Here is a 19,974-nt window from a genome sequence, read left to right on the forward strand (position 1 = left end):
CGTTCCCTTCCCTGTATTCCTTTCCATCCGCCGCCTGTTTACCCCCGTGCCGAGGGAGCCATGGTGCGACGAGCCGCGGTCGGCCCGGGCCGGTCGGAGGGTGCCGGTTCTGGATTCGGGCGTGCCGCGCACAAGGGACTATTCAGACCTCCTTCGACGGTCCGCAGGCTGGCCGTCCACCAGCGCGACGCGCTGGCTGACCGCTCACGCCTGCTCCTCCTGGAGCTCAGCCGGCACCCACCGGGGCGCCGCCCGCTGTGGACGCCGTGATCGGCGACGACGGCTGGACCAACGCCCTCGACCTGGACCGCCCGTTGGCGAAGGAGTAGGCCGGCCCGCGAGTGCGCTCTCGACAGTGGCCACGAGCAGCCTCCTCCTGTGCGGATCCAGCCCCGTGGATGATGACCGCTCCGCCGGTGTTGCTCCCCGTCACTCAGCAGTTCGTCAGCTCCGGCCCGAGTTCGGGGCGATCTCCCAGGGTGGGTGATCTGCGTGAACTCAGGTGCCATCGCTGCCTCGTGCGCTGTCATGACCGGCAGCCTGCCGGATTTCCGGTCGCGGATGAGCTGCGCGGATCCCGCTCGCATAGTTATTGAAAATCGTTTTCGTTTTCTGTTAGCTTGCGCGTGGTGATGTGCCGTACCGGGTGACCGGTTGGGAAGAGGAGTGACGGTGGAGGATCGGCAGATAGCGCGCAGGTCGGTGCTGCGGGGCATCGGTGGCGGTGCCGCGGCAGTAGCGATGGGCGGATCGCTGACCGCGTGCGGCGGCGGTGCCGGGGGCGGTCGGCAGCCGGCCGCGGGCGGCGGGAAGCCGCGCCGCGGCGGCCGGTTGCGCGCGGCCTTCACGGGGTCGAGTGCCGAGTCGTCGGACGTCCTGCGGGCGACCGCGACCCCTGTCGACTACGTAAGGGCGCGGGTTCTATGGGACACGATCGGCGAGATCGACGGCAGCAAGCCGGTGTGGCGGGTCGCCGAATCCGTCGAGCCCAACGGCGACGCCACGGTGTGGACGGTGCGTGTCCGTGACGGCATCACCTTCAGCGACGGCAAGGCCCTGACCGCCGCCGATGTGCTCTTCAGCCTGCGGACCTTCGCCTCGCAGCCCACGACACAGAGCGCCTTCCTGGCCGGGCTGGACACGAAGGCGTCCAAGGCTCGTGACAAGAAGACCCTGGAGCTGCGGCTGAAGAGCGCGGACGGCTTCTTCGATCTGGCCCTCGCCCAGTCGATGTTCGTCTTCCCGGACGGGACGAAGGACTTCGCGAAGGCGCCGGGCTCCGGTCCCTTCGTGCTGAAGTCGTGGTCGCGGGGCAAGAGCAGTTTGCTGACCGCCCGCAAGGATTACTGGGGTGAGGGCGGGCCGTACCTCGACGAGATCGAGCTGCTGTCCGTCACCGAAGCGGGGGCGCGGCTGAACGGGCTGAAGGCCGGGCAGTTCGACTACGCGGGCGCCCTGACCCTGCCCGCGACCCGGGCCGAGGCGAACAACTCCCGGCTGCGGATCACCACCGCCCCGCGCGAACTGTGGGGCGAGCTGGCCTTCTCCATGAACCTGTCCACCGATCCGTTCACGCACGCCCAGGCCGTCGAGGCCATGCGCCATGCGATCGACCGCGAGGCCATGGTGCGCACCGTCACCCTGGGCAAGGGCGAGGTCGCCGACGACGCGATGGGCCGTCACCAGTCCTGGTACGACGGCTCTCTGCCGCGTGTCGCGTACGACCCTGACCGGGCGCGGCGGCTGATGTCCTCCGGCGGGCTGAAGGGCGCGAATCTGTCGATCCGCACCAGCGACTACGAGTACGGTCCGCTGGAGGCCGCCACCGCCTTCGTCGAGCAGGGGAAGAAGGCGGGGCTGAAGGCCGCCGTGGACAAGGTCCCGGCCGCCGACTTCTACACCGACATGAAGTCCCTGCTGGGCGCCCCGCTGAAGACCAGCTTCTACCACCCCCTTCCGCTGCCCCTCGCGCTGAGCACCTATTACGGGCCCAAGGCGTCGTACCCGTTCACCGGCCCGTCCGACGGAACGCTGAACGGTCTGATGAGCGCCATGCACGCAGCCGTCGGCGACAAGCGCGCCCGCGCCGTGCACGACGTGCAGCAGTACCTGTACAAGCACGGCGGTGACGCGGTGTTCGTGCGCGTCCCGACCGTGGCGGGGGCGACGCCCGCTGTAGGCGGAGTGCAGGCGTACGGCTTCTTCGACTATCCGTCGCTGCGTGACGCCTACCTCGCGGCGTGACCGCGATGCAGGGGGGATTGAGGACGGGACGGATGGGCCCCGTCCTGTGGTGGTTGCGGCGCCTGGGCGTGGCGGTCGCGACGCTGCTCGCCGCCTCCGCGCTGGTCTTCGGGGCGACGCTCCTCGCACCCGGCGACGCGGCGGCGGCCCGGCTCGCGGGGCAGGGCGCGAGCCCGCAGCAGATCGCCGGGCTGCGGCACACCCTGGGGCTGGACCGTCCCGCGTGGGAGCGGTACGGGACCTGGCTGTGGCACGCGCTCCACGGTGACCTCGGCCGTTCGTACGCCAACGGGGAGACGGTCTCGGGGCTGATCGCCGAACGGGCCGGGAACTCGCTGGTGCTGGGGGTGGTCGCGGCCGTGCTGCTGGTGCCGTCGGCCATCGGGCTCGGGCTGTGGGCGGGGTTGCGTGCCGGGAGGCCAGCCGACCGGGTGGTGTCCACGGGCACGCTGGCGCTGGTGAGCCTGCCCGAGTTCGTCATCGGCACCCTGTTGATCCAGCTCTTCGCGGTCGGTGCCGGATGGCTGCCCGCCGTGTCGCTGCCGCCCGCCGGGCAGGGGCCGCTGTCCCAGCCGGAGATCCTGGTGCTGCCCGTCCTCACACTGCTGTCGGTCTGCCTGGCCCAGAACGTGCGCCTGGTCCGGGCGGGGGTGACGGAGGCGGCCGGTTCGGACGCGGTGCGGGCGGCCCGGCTCGGCGGTGTGCCCGAACACCGCGTCGTGCTGCGGTGGGTCCTGCCGGCGGCGGTCGTCCCGGCGATCCCGGTGCTCGCCCGGTATCTGGCGTATCTGCTCGGCGGGACGCTCGTGGCCGAGACGCTCTTCGGATATCCGGGCCTCGCGGCGGCCCTCGTGGGCGCCACTGCCACGCGGGACGCACCGGTCGTCCTCGGCGTCGGCATGCTCGTCGCCACCGTGACGGTGATCCTGAACCTGCTGGCGGACGTCCTCGCCGCCGCGCTCAACCCCGCTGCAAGGAGGCCGAGTTGACCCGCCCGACCCAGCTGTGGACGGTCGGCACCCGTTTCGCGTGGCTGCGCCGTCGAGCGGTCCCCGTGGCCACCGGTGCGATCCTGGCCGCCGCGGTGCTGCTGGCCTTGATCGGGCCGTGGCTCGCACCGCACCCACCGGGTGCCGTCCTCGACATGCCGTACGCGCCGGCCGGGGGAGGTGCCCCGCTCGGCACCGATCACCTCGGCTCCGACGTGCTCAGCCGCTTCCTGGCCGGCGGGCGGTCGCTGGTGCTGCTCTCCCTGGGGGCCCTCGTCGTCGCGTATGCGCTGGGCGCTGGCCTGGGCATGCTCGCGGCCCTGAGAGGCGGGGCCACCGACACGGTCGTGCTGCGCCTGGTGGACGTGCTGCTCAGTCTTCCGTCGTTCCTGCTGCTGAGCGTGGTCGTGGTGGCCGTCGGGCGGGGAACGGGATCGGTTGCGGCCGCCACTGCGGTCGTGCTGTTCCCGGAGATCGTGCGCGTGGTGCGGGCGGCGACGCTACAGGCGTTGCAGCACGACTATGTGGAGGCCGCCGTTGCGCGCGGCGAATCGACCCGGCATGTCCTCGCCCGTGAGGTGCTGCCCAACCTGCTGCCGGTGCTCGCCGCCGACGCCGGTGTGCGCTTCGTGGGCTCGGCGTTCACCGTGGCCACCGCCGCGTTCCTCGGATACGGAGCCCAACCCCCGGCCGCCGACTGGGGGTTGATGATCCTGGAGAACCGCGACGGGCTCGCGCTCCAGCCGCTCGCCGTCGCCGTTCCCGCGATGGGAATCCTGGTGCTGCTGCTGAGCGCCAGCCTGCTCGTCGACGTGGCGCTTCCGGCGGACCGGATCCCGCGGCGGAAACGCCGGAGCGCCGCAGGTAGCAGCGCATCGGACACGGACACCGGTGACATCGGTGACTGTGCGCTGCGCGTCCGGGACCTGACCGTCGAGGCCGACGGGGTGCGCGTGCTCGACGGCGTCGGCCTCGATGTGTCCCGCGGACGTATCCTCGCCCTCGTCGGACCGTCGGGATCCGGCAAGACCACGCTGGCGCTCGCCGCCTTCGGTGAACTGCGCCCCGGCCTCACGCGGACCTCCGGTGCGGTGTGGCTGGCAGGTCAGTCCGTCCTCGGGCTGCGGTCGCGGTCGTTGCGGCGGCTGCGGGCACGGCACGCCGCGTACGTACCCCAGGATCCGCGGACGTCCCTGGCGCCGACCCTGCGCGTGGGTGACCATGTCGGGGAGTTCCTGCGGGCGCGCGGCGTACCACGCGCCGAGCGGCACGATCGAGTGCGCGCAGCGCTGCGTGCCGCCCAACTCCCCGACGACCAAGACTTCCTGCGCCGTCGCCCGCATGAGCTGTCCGGTGGGCAGCGCCAGCGTGTGGCCTTGGCCGCCGCGCTGGCCCACCGCCCCGACCTGCTCGTCCTTGATGAGCCCACCAGTGCCCTCGACCCGGTCACGGCCACTGCGTTCCTCGCCGACCTGGCCCGGACCCGGGGGAGCGGCGGCCCGGCGGTCGTACTGATCGCCCACGACCTGGCACACGTGGCCGCGGTGGCTGACGACGTCGTGGTGCTGGAACGCGGCCGGGTGGTCGAACAGGGGTCGGTGGAGCAGCTCTTGAGCCAGCCGGTCAGTGAGCCCGCCCGGAGCCTGGTCGTCGCGGCACGCGCGGCCGAGGCGCCCCGGTCCGGGGCCCTCCGGACCGCGGCGACGTGGGACGGTGAGGGTGGCAGCGGCACGCTGCTGTCCCTGCGCGGTCTGTGCGCCGAGCGCGGCGGCCGGCGCGTACTGGACGGCATCGATGTGGACGTTCCGGCCGGTGGGTGCCTGTCGATCGTGGGGTCCTCGGGCGGCGGCAAGACCACGCTGCTGCGCTGTCTCGCCGGACTGCACAGCACCTGGACGGGTGAACTCAACCTGAATGGAAGGGAGTTTGCGCCAGGAATGCGTGGCCGTACCCGCGACGACCTGCGCCTGTTGCAGCTCGTGCCGCAGGATCCGTACGACTCCCTCAACCCCCGCCACACCGTGGAGCGGATCATCGCCCGGCCGCTGCATCTGTTCCGGTCGGACCTGGAGGCCGACGCCCGCCGCACCGAGGTGCACCGGCTGCTAGAACGCGTCGGACTGGACCCCGCACACGCGAGCCGGCGGCCGGCCCAGCTCTCCGGCGGCCAGCGCCAACGCGTCGCCCTGGCACGGGCGTTGGCAGCCGAGCCACGGGTCCTCCTCTGCGACGAGGCGACCAGCGGACTCGACGCCCCCACGGCCGCCACCGTGCTCGCGCTTCTCGACGAGCTGCGCCGGGATCTCGGGCTCGCCCTCGTCGTGGTCACGCACGACATGACGGTGCCGGTGCGGCTCGGCGGCGACCTGGCGGTCCTCGCCGACGGCCGGATCCGGGAGACGGGGACGGTCGAGGGCGTCATCGCATCGCCTCAGGACGCGGTGACCGCCCAATTCCTGTCCGCGGTGCCGAAGCTGCCCGTCCCCACATTGCCAAGTCACAGACCGTAAGAGAGGACGGGCCCACCCGTGACCCACCCCGCCGCCACACCATGGCTGCGCCGCCCCCGCCCGCATCCGCACCCAGCCGTACGGCTGGTGTGCCTGCCCCACGCCGGCGGGTCGACCGCGCTCTACCGTCGGTGGAAGGACCTCCTGCCACCCGAGGTAGAGCCGGTGCTCGTGTGCCCGCCGGGGCGCGAGGACCGGTTGGACGAGCCGCTGCCCGAGGAGCTGCCGGATCTGGTGGCCGCACTCGGGCGGGCCGTGGTGCCGCTGCTCGACCGGCCGTGGGCGGTGTTCGGGCACAGCATGGGGGCGACGGTCGCGCACGAACTCGTCCTGTGGCTGCTGCGGCGGGGGTATCGCGCGCCGGATCACCTCTTTGTGTCCGCACGCGAGGCGCCACAGCACCACCACGGCGGGACCGTGCATCTCCTGGACGACGACGCCCTGTCCGCCGAGCTGATCCGGCTCGGCGGGACCTCCCCCGAGCTGCTGGCGATGGCCGAGGTACGGCAGCTGGTGCTCCCCGCGGTCCGTGGTGACTACCGACTCATCGAGACGTACGCCGCGCAACCGGAGGGCCCGGTGCCATGCCCACTGACCGCGCTCATCGGCGCCGACGACACGGAGTTGATCGCCGGGGAGGCCGCCGGCTGGGAGAAGTGGACCACTGGTCCCTTCCAGCTGCTGACCTTCCCCGGCGGTCACTTCTACCTCTCGGACCGGCCGGGAGCGGTCGTCGACGCGGTGCGCCGGCGACTGCTCAGCGGCGCGTAGCCGCCTCGGCCGCGGGCTCGTCCTTCTCCTTACCGGCGTCCGAGGCCCCACGGGAGTCCGCGGTCGCACCGGCGTCCGCAGGCCGGTAGGTGTCCTTGTCGCGTACGAGGACCAGGCTCGCGCCCGCGGCCACCAGCCCGGCGATCCCCGCGATCCAGAAGATCTGCGACAGCGCCTCGGTGTAGGCGCTGTGCGCCAGGTCGAGGACGGGGCCGCGGGCCGCCTTCGGTACGGCGGAGCCGACCGCGTCGAACCGGCCCGCCGTCACGAGCTTGCGCAGCTGCCCGGCGGCCGCGTGCGGCACGGAGTGCTCGCCGAGCGCGGCCGTGGACATGATCGTGTTGACCTTGCCGGTCAGGACGACGCCAAAGAGGGCGACACCGGTGGCGGTGCCGAGCGGGAAGAAGCTGTTGGCCGCGCCCGAAGCGGTGCCGGCCCGGGACGGCGGTACGACGTTGACCGCCAGCGACAGCAGGTGGGGGAGGGTCAGGCCCGCACCGAGACCGATCAGCACCAGCATGGGCAGCAGGACCGTCCAGTTATCGCCCGGCTCGATCCCCACGGTCAGCAGGATCCCGATGCCGACCACCAGCATGCCGAGGGCCAGTACGCGCGACACCGGCATCACCTTGGCCAGCACCCCGCTGAGCGGTGCGCCGATGATCAGCGCGATCGACTGGGCCAGGAGGACCAGTCCGACCTTGAACGGAGTGAGGTGGAGCATCCCGCCGAGCCACAGGGTGAGGAAGGGCAGCATGCCGAAGCTGAAGATGCGGGCGGCGAAGCTGAGCAGCAGCGCCCCGCTGAAGCTGGGGATCGCGAACAGCCGCAGGTCCAGCATGGCGCGCGGGCCCAGCCGCCACTGCACCACGACGAAGGCGGCGGCCAGGAGCGCGCCCAGGGTCAGTGCCGTCAGCACGGTGGGCGTGGTCCAGCCGTCCTCGGAGCCGGTCAGCAGACCGTAGTTGAGGAGGAAGAGCGCCAGGACGGCCAGTACCGCACCCGCGTAGTCGACCTTCCGCGAGCCGTCGGGGTCGGCGCTCTCGGGTACCTTGCGGACGGCGCCGTAGAGGATCAGCAGTCCGATGGGCACGTTGACGGCGAAGAGGAACGGCCAGCTCAGCCATTCGACGATCGCGCCGCCGACCAGCGGTCCCAGTGCCGCGGAGACGGCGCCGCCGGCCGTGAACAGGCCGATGGCGGTCGTCCGTGCCTTGGCCGGAGCGCCCTCGAAGGCGCCGGATATCAGGGCGAGCGAGGTCCCGAGGACCATCGCGCCGCCCGCCCCCTGGACGGCGCGGGCGGCGATCAGCACCCCGGCGTCCGGGGCCAGCGCGCACGCGGCGGAGGCGAGGGTGAAGAGCGCGACGCCGGCCAGGAAGATCTTCCGCCGACCGATCAGGTCGGACACGGAGCCTGCCGTGAGCAGCAGGGCGGCGAAGCTCAACGTGTAGGCGTTGACGATCCACTGGAGGCTGTCCAGGGAGGCACCGAGATCCGTGCCGATCTCGGGCATCGCGACATTGACGACGGTGATGTCGAGCGTCATCAGCGCGGCCGCCAGCGCCGTCACGGCGGTCGTCCAGCGCCGTGCGCTGCGTATCCCGGGCGGGGTGTTTTCCTTTGCTTCCTCCTTCAACTCCTCGGTTCCGCCGCTGTTCTGGGCGGTATCGGCTTCAGTCATGGCATTCCTCTCCAGTGCGTTCCTGCGGGATGACGCTAGCGAGATTCCAGCCTATTGTAAATGAAAATCGTTTCCATTACTGTGGGTGCGGCTGGCTCGAACTGTGTGTTGAGGAGGCTGAATCCAGGTGTCGCAGGAACCCGCGGACGCGGTGATCGATCTGCCCGGTGCTGTCGGCGAGATACTCGGCGTACGGCCGGGAGAGATCGACGAACAAGCCCCTCTGATCCAGCTCGGACTGGACTCCCTGGCGATGATGCGGCTGGCCGGGCGCTGTCGCCGCGCCGGTCTCGACATCGGATTCGCCGACCTGATCAGCGAACCGACCCTGGCGGCCTGGCGGCGGCTCGTTGCCGAACGGCAGGGGCTCGGCCGCGGCGCGCAGGCCCAGCGGGTGGACGAATCCCAGCCCTTCCAGCTCGCGCTGATGCAGCACGCCTACTGGGTGGGGCGCGGCGAAGGGCAGCAACTGGGCGGCGTCGCCGCGCACTTCTATCACGAGTTCGACGGGCAGGACGTGGACCCCGCCCGACTGGAGAGCGCGGTGCGGGCCGTCCTCGCTCGTCACGGCATGCTGCGGGTAAGCATCCTCGACGATGGGCGCCAGGTCCTCCTGCCCGAGAGCCCTTGGCGGGGGCTGCGCGTCCACGACCTGCGGGAGACGAGCGAGGCGGACGCCGAGGAGCGGCTGGCCGGACTGCGCCGGGAGCTGTCCCACCGCCGGATGGACCTCGCCGCCGGAGAGGTCTTCGACGTACGGCTGACCCTGCTGCCCGACGCCCTCCGCAAAGGCGGCACGCGTCTGCACATCAACCTGGACATGATCGCCGCCGACGCCCTCAGCCTCCGCGTCCTGCTCGCCGATCTCGCCAGCGCCTACGGTGCCCCCGAAACGACGCTGCCCGCCCTCGACTACAGCTTCCCGCGCTACCTCGCCGAGCGCCGCGCCGCCCAGGAGACACCGGCTCGCAAGGACGCCTTGGACGCCGACCGCGCGTACTGGCAGCAGCGGCTGCCGGACCTGCCGGCCGCGCCCCGCCTGCCCGTTGCCGCCGAGGGCGCCGACGCCACCGCCACCACCGTCGTACGGCGCCACCTCCACCTGGACGCAGGCCGGATGCGGCGCTTCGAAGCAGCGGCCCGACGCCACGGGCTGACTCCCGCGATGGCCCTCGCCGCGGTGTTCGCCGAGACGCTCCAGGCATTCAGCGCCGAGCCGGACTTCCTGCTCAACCTCCCGATGTTCGACCGGGAGCCGCTGCACCCGCAGGTGAGCTCGCTCGTCGGCGACTTCACCTCATCGGTGCTGCTCGCCTGGCACGGCGCGGCGCCCGGCACCTTCGCCGAGCGCGCCGTACGCCTCCAGGACCGCTTCCACCAGGACGCCGCACACGCCGGCTACTCCGGCGTCGAGGTACTGCGCGACGCGTCCCGGCTGCACGGCGAGCGCGTCCTCGCACCCGTCGTCTATACCAGCGCACTGGGCCTGGGCGAACTGTTCGCCGACGCGGTGCGGGAGAGCTTCGGCGAGGCGACCTGGCTCATCTCCCAGGGTCCGCAGGTCTGGCTCGATGCCCAGGTCACCGAGGTGAACGGCGGTCTGCTCGTCAACTGGGACGCGCGGGAGAGCGCGTTCGCGCCGGGCGTCCTCGATGTGATGTTCGACGCCTACGCCGCACTGCTCGACCAGCTTCTGACCGACCCGGACGCCTGGGACGTGCCCGTACCGCCGCTACTGCCCGCCGCGCAGCTCCAGGTGCGGGCCGAGGTGAACGACACCGCTTGGGAAGCGGGAGCGGCGAGGCTGCACGACGAGTTCTTCGCACAGGCGGACGCGACCCCGGGTGCGCCGGCGCTGCTGTGGGGCCGGGACGGCGTCCTGACCTATCGCGAACTGGCCGACGGGGCGCTGAAGCTGGCAGGTCACCTGTGGACGCGCGGGGTGCTGCCCGGCGATGTCGTGGCGGTCACCCTGCCCAAGGGTCCCGAGCAGATCGTTGCCGTACTGGGTGTGCTCGCCGCTGGTGGCGCCTACCTGCCGCTGGGCGTCGACCAGCCCCGGGCCCGGCGCGAGCGCATCCATGCGTCCGCCGGGATACGCCTGGTGCTCGACGACCTCGCCGTACCCGACGACACCGAGCCGCTCGCCGCGCCCGTACCCGGCACCATCCGCGATCTGGCCTACGTTCTCTACACCTCCGGGTCCACCGGTGAGCCCAAGGGCGTCGAGCTCACCCACGCCGCCGCGATGAATACCATCGCCGACCTCAACGACCGCTACTCGGTGGTGAGTTCGGATCGCGTCCTGGCGCTCTCCGCGCTGGACTTCGACCTCTCCGTCTACGACATCTTCGGCACCCTGTCGGCGGGCGGCGCACTGGTTTGCGTCGAGGAGCCCGCGCGCCGCGACGCAGACCACTGGGCCGAGCTCGCCCGTATTCACGGCGTGACCGTCGTCAACTGCGCGCCCGCGCTGCTGGACATGCTGGTCACCGCGGCCGAGGCGGACGGCCTCCCACTTCTGCGGCTGGTGCTGCTCGGCGGCGACTGGGTGCCGCTCGACCTACCGGACCGCCTCCGCTCCGTCGCAGCCGACTGCCGCTTCGTGGCGCTCGGCGGCACTACCGAGACTGCCATCCACTCCACCGTGTGCGAAGTCGGCGACGTACCGGCCGACTGGGTTTCGGTGCCGTACGGGACCCCGCTGCGCAACGTCGTATGCCGGGTTGTCGATCCGCTCGGCCGGGACTGTCCGGACTGGACGCCGGGCGAGTTGTGGATCGGCGGCGCCGGGGTCGCTCGCGGCTACCGGGGCGACGAGGTCCGCACCGCCGAGAAGTTCGTCGAGGACGGTGGGATGCGCTGGTACCGCACCGGTGACCTGGCGCGCTACCGGCCGGACGGGACCCTGGAATTCCTCGGCCGCGCCGACCACCAGGTCAAGGTGCGCGGAGTGCGCCTCGAACTGGGCGAGGTCGAGGCGGCGCTGACTGCGGCCCCCGGCGTACGGCGGGCCGTGGCGGTGGTCGGCGCGGACCGCCGGCTGGCCGCCGCGGTCACCGGCGACGCCGACCCCGACCTGCTGCGCTCACACGCCACCGAGCGCCTGCCCGCCGCGATGATCCCCGAACAACTCGCCGTACTCGACGAGTTGCCGCTCACCCCCAACGGCAAGACCGACCGCAAGGCCGTCGCCCGCATCCTCGCGGAGCGCGCCACAAGCGCGTCCCCCGAACCCGGCACCCCGCCGCGCGGCGAGGCGGAGCAGCGGGTCGCCGCCGCCTGGTCCGCGGTGCTCGGCGCACCCGACATCGCCCGCGAGGACAACTTCTTCACCCTCGGCGGCGACTCCCTGCTCGCCACCCGCCTGGTCGCCCGGCTACGCCACGACGGCTACGGGGATGTCCGGCTGGCCGATCTCTTCGCGCACCCGGTCCTCGCGGATTTCGCCGCGCAGAGCAGACCCGTCGGCGGCCCTCGTGCGGAGGCCGCCGTGCAGGCCGACCCGGAACACCGGCACGACCCGTTCCCGCTCACCGATGTGCAGCGCGCCTACTGGCTCGGCCGCGGCGAGGACTTCACCCTGGGCGGCACCGGCTGCCACTTCTACCGCGAATACGACGTCGAGGACCTGGACGTGGCCCGGCTGGAGTCGGCCCTCAACCGCCTCATCCGCCGCCACGACATGCTGCGCGCCGTCGTCGACGACCAGGGCGAACAGCGGATCCTGCCCGAGGTGCCGTGGTTCACCGTCCCCGTCACCGACGCCGGGCCCGACCCGGAGGAGGCGTGCGCGACCCTCCGTGAGACCGCCTCGCACCAGATGTTCGACCCCGGCTCGTGGCCGCTGTTCGCCGTCCGCGGAGTGCGCAGGGGACGCCGTACCCGGCTCGGCATCGGCATCGACAACCTCGCGCTGGACGCGCTGAGCATCCTCATCTTCTACGCCGAACTGGCGGCGCTCTACGCCGACCCGGACGCGGAACTCCCGCCCGTGGGCGTCTCGTTCCGCGACTACCAGCGCTCCGCCGCGCCCGACCCCGAGTCGCTCGCCGCCGCGCGCGCCTACTGGACCGAGCTGCTTCCGCAGTTGCCGCCCGCTCCCGCGCTGCCGCTCGCCAAGGACCCGGCCACCGTCGGGCGCCCCCGCTTCAGCCGCCGTGCGGCACACCTCGACGCGAACCGCTGGCAGGCCCTCACCGAACGGGCCCGGCAGCACGGCCTGACCCCGTCCGGCGTCCTGCTCACCGCCTTCGCCGAAGTGCTCGGCCGGTGGAGCGCGCGAGCCGACCTCACCCTCAATCTGACCCTTTTCGACCGCCGCGACGTCCACCCCGACATCGGCAACGTCCTCGGCGACTTCACCTCCCTGATGCTGGTCTCCTCCCGCCCGCAGCCCGGCGACAGCTGGCTCGCTCGGGCCCGGCGGGTCCAGGAGGAGCTGTGGCGGTCCCTGGACCACCGGGAGGCGTCCGCCGTCTGGGTGCTGAGGGAAATCGCCCGCCGAACTGGCGAACCGGAGACCACCATGCCGGTGGTCTTCACCAGCGCGCTGGGCCTCGGCAACGAGGCGCCACAGGCACCCTTCGACCGGCCGGTCTGGGGTGTCTCCCAGACCCCGCAGGTCTGGCTTGACCACCAGGTCACCGAGGACGCCGGCGGCATTCGCCTCAACTGGGACGCCGTCGACGAACTCTTCCCCGAGGGTCTGCTGGACGCGATGTTCGCCGCGTATCTGCGGCTGCTCGACGGGCTCGCCTCCGACGACTGGGACGCCCCCGTCCGCCAACTGCTGCCCACCGCCCAGCGGGAGATACGCGAAGCGGTCAACGCCACCGGACCCGGTGAGCCGGGCCTGCTGCACGACACGTTCTTCCGCCGGGCCGTCGAACAGCCGTACCGCACGGCGCTGTTGTGGGGTGACGACGGCGCGATGAGCTACCGCGAGCTGGCGGACCGCGCGCTGCGACTGGCGACCGTCCTCACCGAGCAGGGCGTACGGCGCGGCGAGGCCGTGGCCGTCCATCTGCCGAAGGGACCCCAGCAGATCGTGGCGGTGCTCGGCGTCCTGGCCGCCGGCGCCGCGTACGTCCCCGTCGGCATCGACCAGCCGGCAGCCCGGCGCGAGCGCATCCACCGGCTGGCCGGTGTACGTCTCATGGTCACCGACGGCACCACGCCGGACGAGCCGTCCGGCGTGCGCACCGTCGCCGTGGACGCGGCGCCCACCGTGGACCTGGCAGCGGCCCCCGTCGCGCTGTCGCCGGACGCGCTCGCCTACGTCATCTTCACCTCGGGCTCCACCGGCGACCCCAAGGGAGTGGAGATCACCCACCGGGCGGCCGCCAACACCGTGACCGACGTCAACGAGCGGTTCGGGGTGGCGGAGTCGGACCGGACCCTGGCGGTGTCCGCGCTCGACTTCGACCTGTCCGTCTACGACATCTTCGGCCCGCTCACGGCCGGCGGCGCCCTCGTCCTCATCGAGGAGGACGACCGGCGCGACGCGCGACGCTGGCTCGACCTCGTGCGCCGCCACCGCGTCACCGTGTGGAACACCGTGCCGGCCCTGCTCGACATGCTGCTGGTCGTCGCCGAGGCCGCCCAGGCCCCCGACCCGCTGCGCCTTGCGCTGGTGTCCGGTGACTGGGTGGGACTCGATCTGCCCGGGCGGTTCGCCGAGCAGTGCCCCTGGAGCCGGTTCGTCGCACTCGGCGGCGCCACCGAGGCCGCGATCTGGTCGAACGCGTACGAGGTCGAGGAGGTGGATCCCGGCTGGCGCTCGGTCCCGTACGGGCATCCGCTGCGCGGCCAGCGCTTCCGCGTCGTCGACGGGCATGGCCGGGACTGCCCCGACTGGGTGCCGGGCGAGCTGTGGATCGGCGGCGCCGGCGTCGCCCGTGGCTACCGCGGCGCCCCCGGGCTGACCGCCCGGCAGTTCGTCGAAGACGGCTCGGAGCGCTGGTACCGGACCGGTGACCTGGGACGCTACTGGCCGGACGGAACGCTGGAGTTCCTCGGACGGGCCGATCAGCAGGTCAAGATCCGCGGCCATCGCATCGAGCTCGGCGAGATCGAGGCCGCGCTGCGCGATACCCCCGGTGTGGGCCGGGCGTGTGTGGCGGTGGCGGGGGAGGGCGCTGCCCGCCGTCTGATCGCTGCGGTGGTACCTGAGCAGAAGCCCGGCGAGGTCGTGGTCGAAGCCATGCAACTCCCGCTTTCCGTACGGGAGTTCCGGGCCGAGGCGCTCCGTCCGGAAGCAGCCGTGGCGGAAGCGTTCCTGGCCCGGCTGCTTGGCCTGGACGAGATCACGCACGAGACGGCCGGGCTGACCGTTCCGCAGTGGGCGGCCCGCCTGGAGCTGGCCGAGGAGCAGCGGCCGGTACTGCGACTCTGGCTGCGCTGGCTGGTGGAGCGGAAGGTCCTGGTCGAACGGGACGCGGTGTACGCGGCAGGCCCCGAGGCCGCCGCGGCGCTCACCCGGGAAACCGCTGCCTCAGGCACGGGTGTGTACGCCGAGCTGATCGGCCGTGCGCAGCAGCGGCTGACCGAACGCCTGGTGGACTATCGCGAGATCCTCGCCGGGAGGCTGGATGCCGCCGTGCTGCTGGAGGACGACGTGCTGGCACCGGCCCGGCTGGCGGCCGCCGACCCCGGCAGCGACCACGCGGCCGAGGAGATGTCCCGGCGGATCGCCGAGCTGGCCGAGGCCGTCGGCCGGCCGCTCGATGTGGCCGAGCTGAACGGCGGCGACGGGCAGGGCGCCGCACGACTGCTGAACCGGCTCGCCCCCGGACAGGTGCGCTACACCCTGCTCGATGCCGACCCAGCTCAGCTGGACGCGGCGCGACGGCACCTCGCGGACCTACCGCATGAGGTCGACTGCCGGCGGCTGTCCGGCCTCCTCGTGACCGACGAGCTGCGGCACCGCTTCGACATCGTCCTGGCAGACCAGGCGCTGCACCGCTACCCCGACCCCTCCCACGGACCCGCGCTGGCGGGGCTGCTTACCCGACAGGGCGGCACCCTCCTGGTCGTGGAACGCGCCGAGCTGACCCCGGTGGCCATGCTCACCGCCGCGCTGCTCGACCGCGGCTACACCGGCTTCGACCGCGAGCGGCGCAGCGCGGGCACCCCCGTGTTGCCCGCCGCGCGCTGGGGCGAGCTGCTGGGGGACGCAGGCTTCGGCGAGGTGGCGCACCGTCCGCTGGGCGACTCGTTCAGCGAACTGCTGACGGCCCGCCGGCCCATGGCTGCGCTGGACCTGGAGCCGGCGGCCCTGCGCGAGCACGTCGCCGCGCGGCTGCCGGCCCACATGGTGCCCGAGCGGGTCGACGTCCTGCCGTGGCTGCCGCTGAGCGCCAACGGCAAGGTCGACCGTTCGGCGCTGGCCGCCTTGGCGGCGACCGGCGGCACCGACGAGGCGGACGAACCGCCGCAGGGCGAACTGGAGGAGGCCCTGGCCGGACTGTGGCGGGAGGTGCTCGGGGTGACCGCCGTCGGCCGCCGGCAGAGCTTCTTCGTGCTGGGCGGCGACAGCCTCCTGGCGACCCGCTTCCTGGCCCGGCTCACCCAGCGCCACGGCGTACGGCTGCCGCTGCGCCGGATGTTCGCCGCCCCGGCCCTGTACCAGGTCGCCGAGGCCCTCGCACAGGAACTGGCGGAGCGTCAGGGAACCGACCCGGACGTCGACATCGAGGAGGGAGCGCTGTGATCGGGATTCTCGGCGGCTATGGCGCCGTGGGCGGCCACGCCGCGCGGCTGCTCGGCCGATGGGGCGCGGGACCGCTGCGGATCGGCGGCCGGGACGCCGTACGGGCCAAGGCGTTCATCGCCGACCACCTGCCGGACGCGGACGCCCACCCGGTCGCCGTCGACATTTACGACGATGCCTCGCTGGCCGCCTTCGTCCGGGGCTGCTCCCTGGTCGTGCACTGTGCCGGCCCGTCGTACCGCACCTCCGAGCGGGTCACCTACGCCGCGCTGGTGGCCGGAGCCGATGTCGTCGATGCCGGGGGCGGCGACCGGCTGGAGCGGATCGGCTCCGCCGTCGGCGAGCGCACCGCCCTCTACGCGGCCGGTGCCCTGCCCGGCCTGTCGGGGCTGCTGCCCCGCTGGGCCGCCGCCCGGCACTTCGACACCGTGCACGCGCTGACCGCCTACGCCGGGGTGCTCGACCGGTTCACCGCGACCGGCGCGGCGGACTACCTCGACGGTGTCCTCGACGGACCGAACGAGCCGCTCGCCGCCTGGCGGGACGGCGAGCGACGGTCCGGGGCCCTGACGCGTCTGACGCGACATCACCTCCCCTACTTCGTACGGGAGGTGACCGCCCACCCCTATCTCGACGCGGAGGGGGAGCGGCTGGCCCGTGACCTGTCGCTCGACCGTGGCAGCTGGTACACGGCCGTGGACGGCGTCCAGCTGTCGGCCGTGCTCGACGCGGCCCGCGGCCTCGACCGGGCCTGCGCGGTCCAGGGCCTGTGCCGGGCCACCGCCGTCGACACCGCGGGCCGTACCCCGTACGTCACCCTGCTCGCCCAGCTCGACGGCAGCGCCGACGGGCGGCCCGCGACCCGCACCGCGGTCCTGCGGGCGCCCGGTATCGCCCCGCTCACCGGGGCGGTGACGGCCGTCGCCGCACTGGCGGTGCTCTGCGGCGAAGTACCCAGCGGCGCCCACTGCGTCGACACCGCGCTGGACCCGGTGACGGCGGTGGACCGGCTCCGGACCGAACCCGGCATCTGCGAACTGACCATGCACGACGCGGCGATCGATGACCTCGCCGTGGCCGAGGAGGGCGCCCTGTGAACGGTGTGAACGGTCGCAGGCTCAGGACCGTGGTGTGCGGAACGACGTTCGGCCAGTTCTATCTGGCCGCGCTCGCCGCCCGGCCGGCCGAATTCGAGATCGCCGGTGTGCTGGCGAGCGGCAGCGAACGGTCGGCGGAGTGCGCCGCCCGTCATGGCGTACCGCTGTACACCACGGTGACGGAGCTGCCCGATGACGTCGACCTCGCCTGCGTCGTCGTGCGTTCCGGTGTGCTCGGCGGGTCCGGAACCGAACTGGCCCTGGAACTGCTGCGCCGCGGCATCCACGTCGTCCAGGAACAGCCCGTGCACCACGACGACCTGGCGGCCTGCCTGCGCGAGGCACGCCGCAACGGTGTCCGCTACCGGCTCGGTGACCTGTACGTACGACTGCCTGCCGTACGGCGGTTCGCCGCCGCCGCACGCAAGGTGCTGGCCCGGCAGCCGCTGGCGTACGTCGATGCCGCCTGCGCCTCACAGGTCGCCTTCCCGCTGCTGCATCTCCTCGGCGACGCGCTCGGCACCGTACGGCCCTGGCGGGTGAGCGCGGCGGCGGCCGCGGCCGGGGACGCGCCGTTCGCCGTGCTCACCGGCCGGATCGGCGGTGCGCCGCTCACTCTGCGGGTGCACAACCAGGTCGATCCGGACGATCCCGACAACCATCTGCACCTGCTGCACCGGGTCACCCTCGGCACCGACGGCGGGGCGCTGACGCTGACGGACACTCATGGCCCGGTGCTGTGGAGCCCCCGGCTGCACATCCCGGGATCCGTCAAGAACCGCTTCGACTTCACCGCCCCCGGCACCGAGCACCTGACAGAACCGGCCAGTGTCCCGCTCGGGCCCGCCGCACCGCCCGACTACCGGCATGTCCTCAGCGAGCAGTGGCCGGCCGCCATCGGTCAGGACCTGAGCGCGGCGCGCGCGGCCATCCTCGACACGCCGGATGCCGAACGGCCCGAGCAGTACCACTTGACCCTCAGCCGCATGTGGCAGGACCTCACCAAGGAGCTCGGCTACCCCGTACTGCGGCCCGGACAGCATCACCAGCCGTTCTCCGCAGCGGAGTTGACGGAACCGGCGGCCACGGATGATCCCGCGGAGCTGATCCGGTACGCCGCCGGTGCCGCCGACCGTCGGGTGGGACCCGTGGACCCCCGGCAGGTACGCGACTTCGTACGAGAGCTGGACGACGCGGTGCTCGGCTCGATGCTCGGCGCACTGCAACGCTCCGGGGCGCTCACCGACCCCGGGCGCGGCCAGACGCCGCAGGAGATCTTCAGCGCGGCGCGGGTCGCACCGCAGCACCACGCGCTGATCGGGCGCTGGCTGCGGGTGCTCGCCGACCGGGCGGTGATCCAGCGGGACGGTACGGGCTTCCGCGGCGCCCGGCCGGTGGACCCGGCCGCCGTGGAGCAAGACTGGGACGCTGCCGCCGCCACCTGGCAACAGGGCCTTGGATCGGCGGAGTTCATCGACTACCTCCGCGAGAACGCGCGGCGGCTGCCCCAGCTGATGAGTGGCGAGCAGCAGGCTGCCCTGCTGCTGTTCCCCGAGGGCGGGAGCGATATCGCGGACGCCGTCTACCGCGACACCGTCACCGCCCGCTACCTCAACACCGCGGTGGCCCGCGCCGTGAGCGCGCTCGCCGCCGGCCGCGAAACCTCCCGCCCACTGCGGATCGTCGAGGTCGGCGCCGGCACCGGGGCGACCACCGACGCCGTGGTCGCTGCCCTCACGGGGGGGCCGGAACGGACGCCGCCCGTCGACTACCTCTTCACCGACGTCTCCCACTTCTTCGTGGCGTCGGCCAAGGAACGCTTCGCCGGGCAACGCTGGATCCGCTACGGCCGCTACGACATCGACCATGACCCCGCCGCCCAGGGGCTGGCCCCCGGCTGCGCCGATGTGGTGATCGCTGCCGGGGTGCTCAACAACGCCCGCGACACCGACACCACCCTGAAGGCGATCGCCGGGCTGCTGGCTCCGGACGGCTGGCTGTTCGTCACCGAGCCGACCCGCGAACACCTGGAAATCCTCGCCTCGCAGTCCTTCATGATGACCGCCGCCGCCGACGCCCGGCAGGCCGCGGACACCACCTTCCTCTCCCCCCGGCAGTGGCTGGACGCCCTCACCGGCGCCGGGCTGGACCGGATCGCCACCGCCCCGGACGAGGACCATCCCCTGGCGCCCCTGGGGCAGCGGCTGTTCGCCGCCCGCGCCACCGGCCGCATACCGTCAACTGGAGCCATACCGTGCTGAGTTGCAGCCATGTCCTGTGCAAGGTCGACGACATCCGTTCGGTCGTCCGGGACTACCAAGAGCTCGGCTTCACCGTCGAGTGGGGCAGCGCACCCGAGCGTGCCCACAACGCCCTGCTGTGGTTCGAGCGGGGACCGTTCATCGAGTTCTTCCAACTGCCTCCCGCATTCCGACTGCTGAAGTGGCCCATGAGCGCGGTGCACGGTGTGGCGGCCGGTGACCGCCTCGCGCGCTGGGCCCGCCCCGGAGAGGGCTGGCGCGACCTCGCCCTGGAGACCGACACCGCCGAGCTGCGCGACGCGCACCGCGCCCTGCGCGCCGCCGGGAGCGGGGTCTCCCGCGTCATGAAGGGACGCCGCACCCGACCGGACGGCGACCGGGTGCGCTACCAGTTCCTGGCGACCCGGCCCGCCCGGCTGCCGTTCGTGGTCTCCGCCTACGACCCGCCGCAGCGCCCCGCCGCCGTACGGCACCTCAACGGCACCACCCACATCCGCACCGTACGGCTGGGGATTGCGGACCGCGACCGGGCCGCATTCGACGCGCTCGCCGGACACCTCGCCGAGGAAGGCCCGCTGCGGGTGGAACAGGCCCCGGACACCGGCGTCATCGACGTCGAACTGGCCGGAATCGACGCCCAGTTGGACGCAACCAAGCTGCATGGCGCCGCCTTCTCGGCCGCCGTCGCCCGGAAGGAGTAGCCG

9 protein-coding genes are annotated in these 19,974 nt (G+C 72.6%); 8 read left to right on the plus strand and 1 reads right to left on the minus strand.

The genetic code is table 11. The features are described from left to right. The first annotated feature begins 672 nt into the window (after positions 1-672). Genes ACZ5XZ_RS06385 through ACZ5XZ_RS06400 form a run of 4 tightly spaced genes read left to right on the plus strand, consistent with a single transcriptional unit; the run spans position 673 to position 6,514 of the window. Positions 673-2,244 (plus strand): ABC transporter substrate-binding protein, encoded by a 1,572-nt coding sequence (locus tag ACZ5XZ_RS06385; protein WP_468974945.1) that lies wholly within the window; start codon positions 673-675, stop codon positions 2,242-2,244. Positions 2,245-2,276: 32 nt separating this feature from the next. Further along, a complete protein-coding gene (locus tag ACZ5XZ_RS06390) occupies positions 2,277-3,233 on the plus strand; it encodes an ABC transporter permease (RefSeq protein WP_468974946.1) in 957 nt (318 codons plus the stop codon). Then, complete coding sequence (locus ACZ5XZ_RS06395; RefSeq protein WP_468974947.1) at positions 3,230-5,743, plus strand: ABC transporter ATP-binding protein/permease; 2,514 nt, start codon at positions 3,230-3,232, stop codon at positions 5,741-5,743. The genes ACZ5XZ_RS06390 and ACZ5XZ_RS06395 overlap by 4 nt, the downstream gene beginning before the upstream one ends. 18 nt (positions 5,744-5,761) lie before the next feature. Beyond that, complete coding sequence (locus ACZ5XZ_RS06400) at positions 5,762-6,514, plus strand: thioesterase II family protein (protein WP_468974948.1); 753 nt, start codon at positions 5,762-5,764, stop codon at positions 6,512-6,514. Here the strand turns inward: ACZ5XZ_RS06400 and ACZ5XZ_RS06405 are convergent. Further along, positions 6,501-8,198 (minus strand): MFS transporter, encoded by a 1,698-nt coding sequence (locus ACZ5XZ_RS06405; RefSeq protein WP_468974949.1) that lies wholly within the window; start codon positions 8,196-8,198, stop codon positions 6,501-6,503. The two genes, ACZ5XZ_RS06400 and ACZ5XZ_RS06405, sit on opposite strands and share 14 nt — an antisense overlap. A gap of 127 nt (positions 8,199-8,325) precedes the next feature. On the opposite strand from ACZ5XZ_RS06405, the gene ACZ5XZ_RS06410 reads away from it, so the two are divergent. The 4 genes from ACZ5XZ_RS06410 to ACZ5XZ_RS06425 are packed head-to-tail and all read left to right on the plus strand — an operon-like array spanning position 8,326 to position 19,971. Then, positions 8,326-15,912 carry an amino acid adenylation domain-containing protein gene (locus ACZ5XZ_RS06410; protein WP_468974950.1) on the plus strand — a complete coding sequence of 2,529 codons (7,587 nt, stop codon included), beginning with the start codon at positions 8,326-8,328 and terminating at the stop codon, positions 15,910-15,912. Further along, the gene (locus ACZ5XZ_RS06415; protein ID WP_468974951.1) at positions 15,909-17,009 is read left to right on the plus strand and encodes a saccharopine dehydrogenase NADP-binding domain-containing protein; all 1,101 of its coding nucleotides are present in this window, start codon (positions 15,909-15,911) and stop codon (positions 17,007-17,009) included. The genes ACZ5XZ_RS06410 and ACZ5XZ_RS06415 overlap by 4 nt, the downstream gene beginning before the upstream one ends. After that, positions 17,006-19,270, plus strand: a complete 2,265-nt coding sequence (locus ACZ5XZ_RS06420) for a Gfo/Idh/MocA family oxidoreductase (RefSeq protein ID WP_468974952.1) — start codon at positions 17,006-17,008, stop codon at positions 19,268-19,270. The genes ACZ5XZ_RS06415 and ACZ5XZ_RS06420 overlap by 4 nt, the downstream gene beginning before the upstream one ends. Next, positions 19,264-19,971, plus strand: a complete 708-nt coding sequence (locus ACZ5XZ_RS06425) for a VOC family protein (RefSeq protein WP_468974953.1) — start codon at positions 19,264-19,266, stop codon at positions 19,969-19,971. The genes ACZ5XZ_RS06420 and ACZ5XZ_RS06425 overlap by 7 nt, the downstream gene beginning before the upstream one ends. Positions 19,972-19,974 lie beyond the last annotated feature (3 nt).

The sequence above is a fragment of the Streptomyces sp. NPDC033270 genome, assembly GCF_055576575.1.